This window comes from Burkholderia sp. LA-2-3-30-S1-D2 (genome assembly GCF_001523915.2).
In the GTDB taxonomy this organism is placed as follows: domain Bacteria; phylum Pseudomonadota; class Gammaproteobacteria; order Burkholderiales; family Burkholderiaceae; genus Burkholderia; species Burkholderia diffusa.
This window is the reverse complement of record NZ_CP013384.1, coordinates 1,603,295-1,617,765: the sequence shown is the minus strand read 5'-3', so window position 1 is coordinate 1,617,765 and position 14,471 is coordinate 1,603,295. Positions and strand designations below refer to the sequence as shown.

The 14,471-nt window shown below is 68.8% G+C and carries 12 protein-coding genes; 7 read left to right on the top strand and 5 right to left on the bottom strand.

Going from position 1 to position 14,471, the window contains the following annotated elements:
* Nucleotides 1-5: 5 nt before the first annotated feature.
* The 6 genes from WS66_RS20280 to WS66_RS20250 all read left to right on the top strand — a co-directional run bounded on the left by WS66_RS20280 (nucleotide 6) and on the right by WS66_RS20250 (nucleotide 6,703).
* Nucleotides 6-506 carry a MerR family transcriptional regulator gene (locus WS66_RS20280; protein WP_059604350.1) on the top strand — a complete coding sequence of 167 codons (501 nt, stop codon included), beginning with the start codon at nucleotides 6-8 and terminating at the stop codon, nucleotides 504-506.
* The gene (locus WS66_RS20275) at nucleotides 503-2,059 is read left to right on the top strand and encodes an MFS transporter (RefSeq protein ID WP_059604348.1); all 1,557 of its coding nucleotides are present in this window, start codon (nucleotides 503-505) and stop codon (nucleotides 2,057-2,059) included. The genes WS66_RS20280 and WS66_RS20275 overlap by 4 nt, the downstream gene beginning before the upstream one ends.
* 38 nt (nucleotides 2,060-2,097) lie before the next feature.
* Nucleotides 2,098-2,928, top strand: coding sequence for a zinc-dependent peptidase (locus WS66_RS20270; RefSeq protein WP_059604345.1), 831 nt, complete (start codon nucleotides 2,098-2,100; stop codon nucleotides 2,926-2,928).
* Nucleotides 2,929-3,088: 160 nt separating this feature from the next.
* A complete protein-coding gene (locus tag WS66_RS20265; RefSeq protein ID WP_059604341.1) occupies nucleotides 3,089-3,352 on the top strand; it encodes a type B 50S ribosomal protein L31 in 264 nt (87 codons plus the stop codon).
* A gap of 226 nt (nucleotides 3,353-3,578) precedes the next feature.
* A complete protein-coding gene (locus WS66_RS20255) occupies nucleotides 3,579-5,336 on the top strand; it encodes an ArnT family glycosyltransferase (RefSeq protein WP_059604338.1) in 1,758 nt (585 codons plus the stop codon).
* A 2-nt stretch (nucleotides 5,337-5,338) separates the two neighbouring features.
* On the top strand, nucleotides 5,339-6,703 hold the full coding sequence (locus WS66_RS20250; protein ID WP_059604335.1) for an MATE family efflux transporter: 1,365 nt from the start codon (nucleotides 5,339-5,341) through the stop codon (nucleotides 6,701-6,703).
* A 15-nt stretch (nucleotides 6,704-6,718) separates the two neighbouring features.
* On the opposite strand, the gene lipA is transcribed toward WS66_RS20250, so the two are convergent.
* The 5 genes from lipA to WS66_RS20225 form a co-directional block, all read right to left on the bottom strand.
* Complete coding sequence (gene lipA / locus WS66_RS20245; RefSeq protein ID WP_059604332.1) at nucleotides 6,719-7,684, bottom strand: lipoyl synthase; 966 nt, start codon at nucleotides 7,682-7,684, stop codon at nucleotides 6,719-6,721.
* Between the two features lie 2 nt (nucleotides 7,685-7,686).
* Entirely contained in the window at nucleotides 7,687-8,802 is a 1,116-nt protein-coding gene (locus WS66_RS20240; protein WP_059604329.1) for an acetoin dehydrogenase dihydrolipoyllysine-residue acetyltransferase subunit, read from the bottom strand.
* Nucleotides 8,803-8,806: 4 nt separating this feature from the next.
* The gene (locus tag WS66_RS20235; protein ID WP_059604326.1) at nucleotides 8,807-9,811 is read right to left on the bottom strand and encodes an alpha-ketoacid dehydrogenase subunit beta; all 1,005 of its coding nucleotides are present in this window, start codon (nucleotides 9,809-9,811) and stop codon (nucleotides 8,807-8,809) included.
* A 68-nt stretch (nucleotides 9,812-9,879) separates the two neighbouring features.
* The gene (locus WS66_RS20230) at nucleotides 9,880-10,863 is read right to left on the bottom strand and encodes a thiamine pyrophosphate-dependent dehydrogenase E1 component subunit alpha (protein ID WP_059604323.1); all 984 of its coding nucleotides are present in this window, start codon (nucleotides 10,861-10,863) and stop codon (nucleotides 9,880-9,882) included.
* Between the two features lie 100 nt (nucleotides 10,864-10,963).
* Nucleotides 10,964-12,022 carry an ATP-NAD kinase family protein gene (locus WS66_RS20225; RefSeq protein WP_059604320.1) on the bottom strand — a complete coding sequence of 353 codons (1,059 nt, stop codon included), beginning with the start codon at nucleotides 12,020-12,022 and terminating at the stop codon, nucleotides 10,964-10,966.
* Between the two features lie 522 nt (nucleotides 12,023-12,544).
* Here WS66_RS20225 and WS66_RS20220 point away from each other — a divergent pair.
* Nucleotides 12,545-14,464: a sigma-54-dependent Fis family transcriptional regulator gene (locus WS66_RS20220; protein ID WP_059604317.1), complete on the top strand. Its 1,920-nt coding sequence runs from the start codon at nucleotides 12,545-12,547 to the stop codon at nucleotides 14,462-14,464.
* Nucleotides 14,465-14,471 lie beyond the last annotated feature (7 nt).

Sequence of the window (14,471 nt, the reverse complement as noted above, 5' to 3'; positions counted from 1 at the left end):
ATCCAATGCCGAACGACGCCTCCCCCTCGCCGCTGACCGTGAGCGACGCCGCGTCGCGGCTCGGCGTCACGCCGCGCACACTGAAGTATTACGAAGAGCGCGGGCTCGTCACGCCGTCACGCAGCGGCGGCCGCTATCGCCTCTACGACGAAGCCGATCTCGAACGCTTCGCCCGCATCCTGCGGCTGCGCGCGCTCGGCTTTTCGCTACACGGCATCACCGAGATGCTCAAGCGCCCGCTGGAAGAAACGGGCGACGGCCGGCGCCGCTATTCGGACGCGTCGCTGCGCGACATCCGCTCGGGGCTCGCCGAGCAAATCGACACGCTCGACCAGCGGATTGCGGCCGTCCAGCGCGAGCTGAAGGAAGCCGTCGCGCTGCGCACGGAACTGCAGCACGACATCGACTACATCGAACGGCGCCTCGCAGGCGAAAACCCCGACACGCTGATCGCGCAGCGGCAAGCCGAAGCCGGCACGCGGCGCTCGCGCAAGGATCGGGAATGAACGTCGCGCCGGGTCGCCCGCCGCTGTGGAGCCGTGCGAACCTGCGCGCGGACCTGTTCCCGTGGGCGCTCGCGCTCGTGACCGGCATCGACTACTTCGACAACGCGGCCTTCTCGTTCTTCGCGAGCTACATCGCGGGCGGCATCAACGCGTCGCCGGACGAGCTCGTGTGGTCGTCGAGCGCGTATGCGGTCACGGCCGTGCTCGGCATCCTGCAGCAGCAATGGTGGGTCGATCGGCTCGGCCATCGCCGCTACGTCGCCGGCTGCATGTTGATGTTCTCGTTCGGCGCGATCGCGGCCGCACTCGCCGACACGTCGCTCGAGCTCGCGTTCGCGCGCGGCTTCCAGGGTTACTTCATCGGCCCGATGATGGGTGCATGCCGGATCCTGATCCAGATCAGCTTCAAGCCGCAGGAGCGGCCGCCCGCCACGCGCGCGTTCCTGATCATGATCCTGCTCGGCAGCGCGCTTGCACCGATCGTCGGAGGGCTGCTCGTCGCGCATTTGACGTGGCGCGCGCTGTTCGCGTGCACCGCGCCCGCCAGCATCGCGTTCGCGATTCTCGCGCTCCTCACGCTGCCCGATTCGGGCAGAACGCCCGACGACGAGCGCGGCTCCGGGCATTTCTGGCCGTACATCGTATTCGCGCTCGCGCAAGGCGCGCTGCAGATCGTGCTGCAGCAGGTGCACTACCAGCTCTACAGCGGCTCGCCGATGCTGATCCTGCTGACGATCGGGGGCCTTGGAGCGCTCGCGTGGTTCGCCTATCACCAGTGGAACCATCCGACGCCGCTCGTGCGACTGCATGCGTTTCGCGAGCGCACGTTCCAGGTCGGGTTGCTGCTGTATATGTTCTATTACTACGAGTCGACGGGTTTCAGCTACCTGACTTCCCGCCTGCTCGAAGGCGGGCTCGGCTATCCGGTCGAGAACGCCGGGCGCCTGGTCGGCACGATGTCGCTGATCTCGGCCACCGCGCTGTTCGTCTACCTGCGCCACGCGAAGCGCGTCACGCACAAGAAATGGTTCGTCGTGCCGGGGTTCGCGATCGCGATCGTCGCAGCGCTGTGGATGACGCGGATGACGCCCCAGGTCGGCGAGGCCGCGCTGATCGTCCCGCTGCTACTGCGCGGGCTGTTGCTGCTGTTCATCGTGCTGCCGGTCGCGAACCTGACGTTCCGCATCTTCGCGATCGACGAATACACGCACGGCTACCGGCTGAAGAACATCGTGCGGCAACTGACGATCTCGTTCGCGACGTCGTCGGTGATCATCGTCGAGCAGCACCGGCTGGCCGTACATCAGACGCGGCTCGTGGAGCGCGCGAACGTGTTCGATCCGCTGTTCCAGCAAACCGTCGACGCGCTCACGCGCAGCTACGCGGCTGCCGGCCATGCGCTGAACGAGGCGCACGCCCTCGCGATCGCATCGATCGCGCGAATGGTCGCGCAACAGGCGTCGTTCCTCGCGTCGCTCGACGGTTTCTATTTCCTCGCGGGCGTCGCGCTCGTCGGCGGCCTCTTCGCGGCATGGCAAAAAGAGATCGATTGAGTTAAAAGACAGGCTTTGGATTCTCCCGCGCTGCTTCCATGCTCTCGAAACTGACCCGCTGGCTCGACGACCGCCGCCGCGACCGCGCGCTGCGCAGCCATCCGATTCCCGACGAGCTGTGGCGGGACACCGTCGCGCGCCTGCCATTCCTCGACGCGCTGTCGCCCGGCGATCTGGGTCGGCTGCGCGAGCTGACGAGCCTGTTCATCGCAAAGAAATCGTTCTCGACCGCGCACGGACTCGCGCTGACCGACGAGATGATTGTCGCGATCGCCGCGCAGGCGTGCCTGCCCGTGCTGAACCTCGATTTGTCGCTGTACGACGGCTGGGTCGGCGTCGTCGTGTATCCGGGTGAATTCGTCATCCGCAAGACCGTGCAGGACGAGGACGGTGTCGTCCATGAAGTCGAGCAGGATGCGAGCGGCGAAGCGTGGGAAGGCGGCCCGGTGATCCTGTCGTGGGAAGACGCGCAGATGACGGACGGCCGCGACGCATACAACGTCGTGATCCACGAGTTCGCGCACAAGATCGACATGGTCAATGGCGAGGCCGACGGGTATCCGCCCCTTTTTCGCCGCTGGCACGCGCCGTACCTCGACGCGCAGGCGTGGGCCGACGTGTTCGAGCATGCATACGACCAGTTCTGCGCGCGCGTCGATGCGGTGCCGGATCGCGCGTGGGCCCGCTTCGAGCGCGACTCGCTGATCGACCCCTATGCGGCCGATCACCCGTCGGAGTTCTTCGCGGTGTGCAGCGAGGCGCTGTTCGTGCGACCGCGTGCGTTCGAGTCCGAATTTCCGGAGCTCTACCGGCTGCTCGCCCGCTACTATCGACAGGATCCGGCCCGGACGGGCGCCCTCGACGCGTGATGAAAATTATTCGTCAACCGTCTGATTTTCTGGCATAATCGCCGTTTTTCGACCTTAGGCAAGTGGCTCGCGCCGGGCTTGACGTCGGCTGAATCGTGCAAATGCGTGCGGTCCGGCACGGCAAGCGGCGGGTTGGCTACCGCTCTCACCAAGGAACATCATGAAACCTGGCATTCACCCGGACTACCGCGAAGTCGTCTTCCAAGACATGTCGAACGGCTTCAAGTTCATCACGCGCTCGACGATCCAGACGCGTGAAACCGTCGAACACGAAGGCAAGACCTACCCGCTCGCCAAGATCGAAGTGTCGTCGGAATCGCACTCGTTCTACACGGGTCAGCAAAAGATCATGGACACGGCAGGCCGTGTCGAGAAGTTCAAGAACAAGTTCGGCGCACGCGCCAGCGGCAAGGTCGCGAAGTAAGCTTCGCACCGATCCGGTGGTTGCAACGCACCGGTACCGCACGAAAGGGCAGCCCAGGCTGCCCTTTTTTGTCTCCGCTCGCCGGGAAAACACCGCACGGCGGCCGGTGCAGGGGCAATCGTCCGACGCGCAACGGCCGGCGCGTCTACAATGCCGGATGCCCGAATCCGGCGCCGTCGGCGCATGACCGCGCCGGCCGCCTGCTCATAACAAATCACTCATCTGCATGAAGCCAGTCGTTCGTCTCACCGCCTCCGCCACGCGCGCGCTGCCGCGCTGGCTGCTGCTTACGCTCTGCCTCGTCTACGCGGCGTTCGGCCTGTTCGGCCGCGACCCGTGGAAGAACGAGGACGCTGCAGGCTTCGGCGTGATGTGGACGATGGCCACCGGCGGCTGGCACGATTGGCTGCTGCCGAATCTCGTCGGCAAGTTCATCACGACCGACGGGCCGCTCGGCTACTGGCTCGGCGCGCTGTCGATCCGCGCGCTGGCACCGTGGGTCGACGCGAGCAACGCGTCGCGCGTCGACACGGGCGTGCTGTTCTGCCTCGCGTGCGCGTTCGTCTGGTACGCCGCCTACCTGCTCGGCCGGCGCGCCGAGGTCCAGCCGTTCAAGTACGCATTCGGCGGCGAGCCGGAGCCGCGGGACTACGGCCGCACGCTCGCCGACGGCGCGCTGCTGGTCCTCGTCGCGTGCTTCGGGCTCGCGGAGCGCGGCCACGAAACGACGCCGCAGCTCGCGCAGTTCGCGTGGATCGCGATGTTCGTGTACGGCATCGTGCGCGGCATCGACAAGCCGATGCAGGGTGCGCTGTGGTGGGGCGTCGCGATCGGCCTCGTCGCGCTGTCCGGCAACCCGGTGCTCGTCGTCGCGCTGCTCGCCGGCACGGCCGCACTGTGGCTCGTCACGCCGGAGATGCGCAACCTGCGCCTGCCGCTGATCGGCCTGCCGCTTGCAGCCGCGATCTTCGCGCTGTGGCCGCTCGCCGCGTTCCACGCGGCACCCGACGACGCCGCGTGGTTCTTCAATCAGTGGATCCACGGCAGCCTGATGCGCTTCTCGGGCCCGCCGACCGCGGTGCTCGCCTACGCGGCGAAGAACCTGCCGCTGTTCACGTGGCCCGCGTGGCCGCTCGCGATCTGGGCGTGGTGGAGCTGGGCCGGCATGCGCCGCCGCGCGCACATCGCGATTCCGCTGTCGGTCGTGGTACCGCTCGTCGCGCTCGTGATCCTGCAGAGCCAGCAGTCGAACCGCATGTACATGCTGCTGCTGCCGCCGCTCGCGGTGCTCGCTACCTTCGCGCTGCCGACGCTCAAGCGCGGCGCGATCAACGCGTTCGACTGGTTCGCGGTGCTGAGCTTCACGATCCTCGGCACCTTCGTGTGGCTCGTATGGCTCGCGTCGCTCACCGGCTTCCCGCACCCGCTCGCGCGCAACCTCGCGCGCCTGGTGCCGGGCTACGAACCGCACTTCAAGATCCTCTCGTTCATCTGCGCGGTGATCGTCACCGTGTGCTGGTGCCTGCTCGCGCGCTGGCGCATCTCGCGCCAGCCGAAGGTGCTGTGGCGCAGCGTCGTGCTGTCGGGCGCGGGCACCACGCTGATGTGGGTGCTGCTGATGACGCTGTGGCTGCCGATCGTCAACTACGGCCGGACCTACAGCGATGTCGCGCAACAGATCGCGTCGCATCTGCCGAAAGACTATGAGTGCATCTCGCCCGTGCGGCTCGGCGATGCGCAGATCGCGACCTTCGCGTACTTCGGCGACATGCACTTCGAATTCTCGGGCGACTGCGACGTGATCCTGCGCCAGGACCGCGCGGACTTCGGCGAGCCGAGCGCGATGTCGCAATATGTGTGGCGTCTCGTGTGGGAAGGCCGTCGCGTCGCCGACCGCGACGAACGCTTCCGCCTGTACGAGCGCATCGAGCGGCCAGCGGCGCCCGTCAAGCGCCGCGGCCCGCGCCACCGGACAGTCGATTGACGATGTTCGCCGACATCCGCCGGATCGTCGGTCTCGCGTGGCCGGTGCTCGTCGGCCAGCTCGCGATCATCGCGTTCGGCGTGATCGACACGGCGATGGTCGGCCGGTATTCGGCCATCGACCTGGCCGCACTCGGGCTCGGTTCGTCGATCTACGTGTCGGTCTACATCGGGATGACGGGCATACTGTCCGCGCTGCAGCCCATCACCGGGCAACTTTACGGTGCGCGGCGCTACGCGGAAATCGGCGAGGAAGTCCGTCAGGCGCTGTGGCTCGCGCTGATGCTCGCGGTGCCCGGCTTCCTGCTGCTGCACTTTCCCGAACCGCTGCTGCACATCGCGCACGCACCGCCCGCGCTGCACGATCGCACGGTCGATTACCTTCGAATCCTGTCGTACGGCCTGCCGGCGAGCCTCGTGTTCCGGATCTACAACGCGCTGGCCAACGCGGCCGGCAAGCCGCGCCTCGCGATGATCCTGCAGGTTGGCGCGCTGCTGCTCAAGTTTCCCCTCAACGTGTGGTTCATCTTCGGCGGCTTCGGCGTGCCGGCCCTCGGCGGGCCCGGCTGCGGGCTCGCCAGCACGCTGATCAACTGGGCGCTCGCGCTGATCGGCTTCACGCTGCTCGCGAAGCTCGACGTGTTCTCGCCGCTTTCGATCTTCTCGCGCTTTTGCTGGCCCGTCTGGGCACGTCAGAAGGCGATCCTGAAGCTCGGCGTGCCGATGGGCCTGTCATACCTGATCGAGGTCACGTCGTACACGTGCATGGCACTCTTCATCGCGCAATTCGGCACGACGACGCTCGCCGGCCACCAGATCGCCGGCAACATCGGCGCGGTGCTGTACATGACGCCGCTGTCGATCGGCGTCGCGGCGTCGACGCTGGTGGCACGCGCACTCGGCGCCGGCCGCCCGGACGAGGCACGCCTGCTCGGCCGGCACAGCGTGATGCTCGCGTGCGGGATCGCGGCGGCGTACGGCGTGCTCGTGTTCACGCTGCGTCCGCTGATCGTCGGCGGCTACACACCGAACCCGGCCGTGGCCGCCGCCGCGCTGCCGCTCGTCGCGATCGTCACCTGCTACCACTTCTTCGACGCACTGCAGATCACGTCCGCATTCGTGCTGCGCGCGTACAAGGTCGCGGTCGTGCCGACCGTGATCTATGCGATCGCGCTGTGGGGCGTCGGGCTCGGCGGCGGCTACGTGCTCGGCTTCGACGTCGGCGGCATCGCGCCCGCCTGGCTGACCGGCGCGCGCGGCTTCTGGTTCGCGAACACGATCAGCCTGATGCTCGCGGGCGCAGGCCTCGCGCTCTACCTGCGCCACGTCAGCCGCACGCAACCGAACGTCAGCGCATACGGCGCATGACGCATGGTGCGCGGCCTACGCGCCCTCCAGCACGTCGGCCGCGTGGTACGAGGACCGCACGAGCGGACCGGCAACGACTTCCCTGAACCCGAGCGCCAGCCCCTCGTCTCGCCACGCGGCGAACGCATCGGGGCTCACGTAGCGGCGCACCGGCAGATGGTGCGCGGACGGCGCGAGATACTGGCCGAGCGTCAGCACGTCGACCTCGTGCGCGCGCAGGTCGCGCAGCGTGTCCCGCACCTCGTCGTCGCGCTCGCCGAGCCCGAGCATCAAGCCCGATTTCGTCACGAGCGTCGGCCGCGCGGCCTTCGCCTGCGCGAGCAGTTCGAGCGAACCGCGATAGTCGGCGCCCGGCCGCGCCGCCCGATACAGCGACGGCACCGTCTCGATATTGTGATTGAACACGTCCGGCCACGCCGACGACAACGCATCGAGCGCCCGCGCGACGCGGCCACGGAAATCGGGCGTCAGCACCTCGACGCCGATGCCCGGCACGCTCGCGCGCACCGCCGCGATGCAGGCCGCAAAATGCGCAGCGCCGCCATCGCGCAGGTCGTCGCGATCGACCGACGTGATCACGACGTAGCGTAGTTCGAGTGCCGCGACCGCGTCGGCGAGCCGCGCGGGCTCGTCGGGATCGAGCGGATCGGGACGGCCGTGCGCGACGTCGCAGAACGGGCAGCGCCGCGTGCACAGTCCGCCCATGATCATGAAGGTCGCGGTGCGCTGCGCGAAGCATTCGCCGATGTTCGGGCACATCGCCTCCTCGCAGACGGAATGCAGCCGATGATCGCGCAGCACGGCCGCCATGTCGGCGACCGCCCCGCTCATCATCGGCCGCGCCCGCAGCCACGGCGGCTTCGGCAGCGCCGCGCCGGCCGCGGGCTCGACGCGCACCGGAATGCGCGCGAGCTTGTCTCGGCTCCTCGCGCCCGGCTGGCCGAGCGCGGTGAGGCTGGGTCGTTCGAGCGCGGCGGCCATCGTCAGTCTCCGAGAAACGCGACGATCAAGCGGTTCACGTCGGCAGCCGCCTCCATCTGCACCATGTGGCCGCTGCCGGCGATCACCTCGACCCGCACGCCGTCCGGCAAGCCCTGCGCATGCTGCGCCGGAATCACCTCGTCGCGCTCGCCCCAGATCACGAGCGTGCGCGGCGCGAGCGCCTCGACGCGGTCGCGGAACACGCGCCGCTGGGACGCGCCGTCGAACGCGGCGTTCGCGATCTTCTCCAGCGCGGCCTGCACACCTTCGAGCCGCTTGTACTTGACGAGATCCTCGACCAGTTGCCGCGTGACGAGCGCGTCGTCGGCGAACAATGCGCCGAGGTGCGGCTTCAGTGTGTTGCGGCTGTTGCCGGCGACGAAGCCGTCGATATAGGCGCGGTTGATGTCGGTGCCGAGCCCCGCGCTCGCGATCAGCGTCAGCGACGCGACGCGTTGCGGCGCGCGTTCGGCCGCGGCCATCGCGACCGCGCCGCCCATCGAATGCCCGATCAGGTGCGCACGATCGATGTGCTGCGCGTCGAGCAGCGCGAGCACCGCGTCGGCCAGTTCGTCGAGACTGCCCGTGTCGACCGCCTTGCCCGACTCGCCGTGCCCGGGCAGGTCGAGCGCCCACACGGGCCGATGCGCGGCCAGCTCCGCGTGGTTGAACAGCCAGTTGTTCAGGTCGCCGCCGAAGCCGTGAATCAGCACCGCAGGCGTACCCGGCCCGTCGCCGAGTTTCAGGAACCGGACTGTGCGTCCGCCGATCTGCGCCTTCTCGGGTTGCGGGCCCGACGCGTCGTCGGCGGCCGCGGCCGGCACGAAATCGCGCTGGAATTCGGCGATCGCCGCGTCGATGTCGGCATCGCTTGCCTCGGCCGCGGCCACCACGCCGAGCAGCGCACCGACCGGCAGCGTCTCGCCCTCCTGCGCGACCTGTCGGCGCAGCGTGCCGTCGAACGCGCACTCGACGCCCGACGAGATCTTGTCGGTCTCGACGTCGAGCACTTCGTCGCCCTTCGTCACGCGTTCGCCGATCGCCTTCAGCCAGCCGTTGACCTGCCCCTGCTCCATCGACAGCCCCCACTTGGGCATCGTGATCATGTGAATCGACATCGTGTCAGCTCCTCGTCTTCAGTACCGCCTGCGCGATCGCGTCGGCGGATGGGATGTAAAGGTCTTCCAGCACGCCGGCGAACGGCGTGGGCGTGTGCGGTGCGGTCACGAGCTCGATCGGTGCCTTGAGCGATCGGAACGCGCGCCGCGCGACGAGCGCGGCGATGTCGGTCGCGATCGAGCAGCGCGGGGTCGCTTCATCGACCACCACCACGCGCCCGGTGCGCTCCGCGCTTTCGAGGATCGTTTCCTCGTCGAGCGGCGAAGTCGTGCGCAGGTCGATCACGTCGACCTGGATGCCGTCCTTCGCGAGCTTCGCGGCCGCGTCGGTCGCGAGGTGCACCATGCGGCCGTAGGTGACGATCGTCGCGTCATCGCCGTCGCGCACGATGTTCGCCTCGCCGAACGGAATCGCATAGGATTCCTCAGGCACATCGCCTTCGCGCGTGTAGAGAAGCTTGTGCTCGAGGAAGATCACGGGATCGTTGTCGCGGATCGACTGGATCAGCAGCCCCTTCGCGTCGTAAGGCGTCGATGGGCACACGACCTTCAGCCCCGGGATGTGCGTAAACAGCGACGTGAGCATCTGCGAATGCTGCGCGGCTGCGCGCAGGCCGGCGCCGTACATCGCGCGGATCACGACCGGCGTCACGGCCTTGCCGCCGAACATGTAACGGAATTTCGCGGCCTGATTGAATATCTGGTCGAAGCACACGCCCATGAAATCGATGAACATCAGCTCCGCGACGGGCCGCATCCCGCACGCGGCCGCGCCGACCGCCGCGCCGATGTAGCCGCCTTCCGAAAGCGGCGTATCGAGCACGCGGCCCGGAAACTTGTGGAACAGCCCCTTCGTCACGCCGAGCACGCCGCCCCATGCGTCGTCCTCGCCCGGCGCGCCCGCGCCGCCCGCGTTGTCCTCGCCCATCACGATCACGCTGTCGTCGCGCGCCATTTCCTGCGCGAGCGCCTCGTTGATCGCCTGCGAATAAGTGATCTTCCTTGCCATGTCCGTCTCCTGGAATATTGGGTTCGCCGTGCCGGCTGCAGGCCGGTGGCCGCTGTGTCACATCGCGCTCACGGGTACGACACGTACACGTCGGTCAGCAAGTCGGCCGCGTCGGGCAGCGGCGCGGCCTTCGCCTGCGCGACCGCGTCGTCGATCAGCGCCTTCACCTGCGCATCGACCGCGCGCAGTTCGTCGGTCGTCAGCACCTCGGCACGCACGACGCGCGTCTCGAAATGTTTCAGGCAGTCCTTCTCGTCGCGCAGCTTCTGCACTTCGCCCGGCGCGCGATAGGTCTGCGCGTCGCCTTCGAAGTGACCGAAATAGCGCGTGAACTTCACTTCGACGAGCGTCGGGCCGCCACCGTTGCGTGCGCGTGCGACAGCTTCGCCGAGCGCCTCGTGCACCGCGAAGAAGTCGAAGCCGTCGACGATCACGCCCGGCATCCCGAAGCCGTTCGCGCGGTCGGCGATGTTGTCGGTCGCGACCGACCAGCTCGACGACGTCGCTTCCGCATAACCGTTGTTTTCGGCCACGAAGATCGCCGGCAGCCGCCACACCGACGCGAGGTTCATCGATTCGAAGATCACGCCCTGATTCGACGCACCGTCGCCGAAGAAGCACACCCCGACGCCGCCCGTCTTCTTGTGCTTGGCCGCGAGCGCCGCGCCGCACACGAGCGGGCCGCCCGCGCCGACGATCCCGTTCGCGCCGAGCATCCCCATCGACAGGTCGGCGATGTGCATCGAACCGCCCTTGCCGTGGCAAACGCCCGTCTTCTTTCCGTAGATCTCGGCCATCATCCCGTGCACGTCGACGCCTTTCGCGATGCAGTGGCCGTGCCCGCGGTGCGTGGTGGCGACATAGTCCTCGAGGCCGAGGTGCAGCATGGTGCCGACCGCGGAGGCCTCCTCGCCCGCGTACAGGTGAACGAAGCCGGGGATTTCGCCGGTCGCGAACTCGACGTGCAGGCGCTCCTCGAATTCGCGGATCGTGCGCATCAGCCGATACGCATCCAGCAGCGTGTCCCTGCTGAGCTGTGTCGAAACGGTCATGTGTGTCTCCTTGATAGGTCTGACTGCGAATGCCGCCGCGGCAACGCCCCGGCGACGGATTGCACGACGGCCCGGCCGTCGGTGAAACGTGAAGCCGGCGTCAGCCGCGCCACGCGCCGGCATCGCGCAACAACTGCCGCGACGACGCGTAACGCAGCGTGCGGCCGACATCGACCGTCAGCGGCCCGCGCCAGTCGAGCGCGATCTCGTAGCGGTCGCCGCGCGTGACCTCGATCTCGCGCTCGCCATCGAACGCGAGCGTGCCGTGCTCGAACGGGATCGTCTGCCACGCGCCCGGCTCGAGCCGCTCGCAGCTGCGCATCACGACGCGATCGACGCGGCCGGGTGCGATCGGCGCGACGAGCGGCGTGCCGGCGGTCTTGCCATCGGCGGCGAAACGCATCGCGAGCCCGTGCGGCGCGCTGCGCTCGAGCGGTGCCCACGCGCCGCCGAGCGCGGACAGGCCGATGCCGTCCGGCTCCGCGAAAGTCAGATAGAGCGTGTCGATGTCGTCAGGCCCCGAGATCGCGCGCGCGCCGATGAAGCGCTGGCGGGCCGCGCACACGTCGACGAGCGCGATCTCCTCGCGCCCCGCGTTCGGGCCCGCCCCGCAGCGCACGACGAGCCGCTTGTTGCGCGCGAACGCGACCTCGGCCGGCACGGCGCCGGTCGCGACGAGTCCGGCCGCGACGCCCGCGACGGTTGCCTCGCGATGTTCGGGAAACGCGTTGTTGGTGCCGGTGGACAGCGCGACGAGCGGCGTCGCGCCGCAATGCGCGGCGACCGCGCGATGGGTGCCGTCGCCGCCGAGCACGACGATCAGCGCGACTTCCATCCGGTGCATGTATGCGGCGCCGGCGTGCGTGTCGGCGACGGTATCGGAGATCGGCAGGTCAACGAATTCGACGTCGGGCCAGCGTTCGTGCGGCGCGACCGCGCGATGCGTATCGAGCGCACGCATCAGCAGCGTCGCGATGCCCGTCTTGTCGCGCAAGGTCAGCACGCGCTCGACGCCCATCGCGCCGAGGCCGGCGAGCAGGCGCACGACCATGTTGGCCTTTTCCGCCGTCGGGAACACGGATGCATGCGTCGTCAGGCGGCGAATGTCGCGCCCCGATGCGGGGTTCGCGATCACGCCGACGGTCACGGGCGTCGTCACGGGCTTGTCTCCATCCAGTGGACCGGCGCTCGCGCCGGCCCTGCATGTGTCGTCCGCCGTCATCGAGGGCAGCGGATCATCGCACCCGACGCGACCGCGCCGGGCTTGCCCATGACATCTGCAAGCGGCGTGCCACCGTGTGTGCGACGACCACGGAACCCGCGTGCGGACTGGCTCTGCGGGCATGCCGATCAGCGACATCTGCCGCCTTGACAGCCCGACGCTCCGCGAAACCGCCCGTGCGTCTCACGCGGTCGATGTCCCGGCGCACCGGTTTCTGCACCTTCATCCGGATTGCGCGTCGGCCGGCAAGCCACGCGTATCGCGGCGCGGCGCGCGACACCATGACGTGGGCCACCATCGCGCGCGGCATGCCCGCGCGTCTCAATCGCGCGAGACCGGCTGAGATGCCGCTGAGACGAACGTCTCACGCCGCGCGCGTGCTGCGATGCAATGTGATCCGCGCCGGCGGATGTGCTACAAGAACATCGAATTCCCCGTCGTACGGAACCGGAGCCGACCATGCCCTACGCCGTCCCCCAGGCCCAGCACGCCGACCGTGTGCTCGGCGCGCTCGCCGGACGCCTGCCCGCGCCTGCCGATTCCGCGCGTCTCGTGTCGTCGTGGCAGCGCTCGCTCGAGCGCTACGCGCTCGACCCCGCGTCGTCGATCGGCCCGCGCGTGCTGACCGCGGCCGAGCTGCGCGAGGTGCGCGACAAGGAGGAAGCCTTCCTGCGCGCGTCGGGCCAGTGCCTGACGCGCCTGCACGACATGATTCGCGTCGCCGATTACTGCGTGATGCTGACCGACGCGCACGGCGTGACGATCGATTACCGGATCGACCGCGAACGCCGCAACGACTTCCGTCATGCGGGGCTGCACATCGGTTCGTGCTGGTCGGAAAGCGAGGAAGGGACCTGCGGGGTCGCGAGCGTGCTGACCGATCTCGCGCCGATCACCGTGCACAAGACCGACCACTTCCGCGCGGCGTTCACCACCCTCACCTGCAGCGCGGCCCCGATCTTCGCGCCGGGCGGCGAACTGATCGGCGTGCTCGACGCGTCGGCCGTCCAGTCGCCGGACGGCCGCGACAGCCAGCGTCTCGTGTACCAGCTCGTGCGGCAGAGCGCGGCGCTGATCGAGGACGGCTATTTCGTGCACAGCACCGCGCAACACTGGATATTGTTCGGGCATCCGAATCGTCACTACGTCGAGGCGCAGCCCGAATGGCTGATCGCGTTCGACGAGTGCGGCAACATCGTCGCCGCGAACCGGCAGGCGCGCGACGCGCTGCCGGCGCTGCGCGAACCGCGCCATATCGACGAGATCTTCGACGCAACCGAGATGCCGCTGCGCGACGCCGCGCGGCTCGACACGATCGTCGCGCTGCGGCTGCGCGCGACGGGTGCCCCGCTCTATGCGCGGCTGCGCGCGCCGCTACGGCGCGCCGGCCGGGAAACCGGCACGGCATCGCGCCGCCCCGGCACCGCGCAGCGCCACGTCGGCGCCCTGACGCCGTTCCTGCACAGCAGCGACGCGCGCGTCGCGCAGCAGGCCGAACTCGCGCTGCGTGTCGCGAGCAAGCGGCTGCCGATTCTCGTACTCGGCGAAACCGGCGCAGGCAAGGAAGTATTCGCCCGCGCGATCCACGACGCCGGTGCGCGACGCGCACGGCCGTTCGTCGCGGTCAACTGCGGCGCGCTGCCCGAGGCGCTGATCGAAAGCGAGCTGTTCGGCTATGCGGCGGGTGCGTTCACCGGTGCGCGCAAGCACGGCGCGCGCGGCAAGATCGCGCTCGCCGACGGCGGCACGCTGTTCCTCGACGAAATCGGCGACATGCCGCTCACGCTGCAGACGCGCCTGCTGCGCGTGCTCGCCGACGGCGAGGTCGTGCCGCTCGGCAGCGATACGCCCGTGCGCGTCGATCTCGACGTGATCTGCGCGACGCACCGCGATCTCGCGCGCATGGTGGCCGACGGCACGTTCCGCGAGGATCTGTATTACCGGCTGAGCGGCGCGACGTTCGAACTGCCGCCGCTGCGCGAGCGCGCGGACGTGCGCGACGTGATCGCCGCGGTATTCGCCGAGGAAGCGCAGGCGACCGGCCACGTGCTCACGCTCGACACGTCGCTCGCCGAGCAACTCGCCGCGTATCCGTGGCCGGGCAACGTGCGGCAACTGCGCAACGTGCTGCGCTATGCCTGCGCGGTGTGCGATGCCGCACGCGTGACGCGGCGCGACCTGCCGGCCGATCTCGCCGCGCAGCTCGGCGCCGGCCCGTCCGGCGGCGCGCTGCCGGACGACGAACGCGGCCGCATCGTCGCGGCGCTCACCGCGCATCGCTGGCGGCCCGACGCAGCCGCGCAGGCGCTCGGCATCTCGCGCGCGACGCTTTACCGGCGGATCGCGAAACACCGGATCGTCGCGCCGCACCGCGCGTGACGAGCCG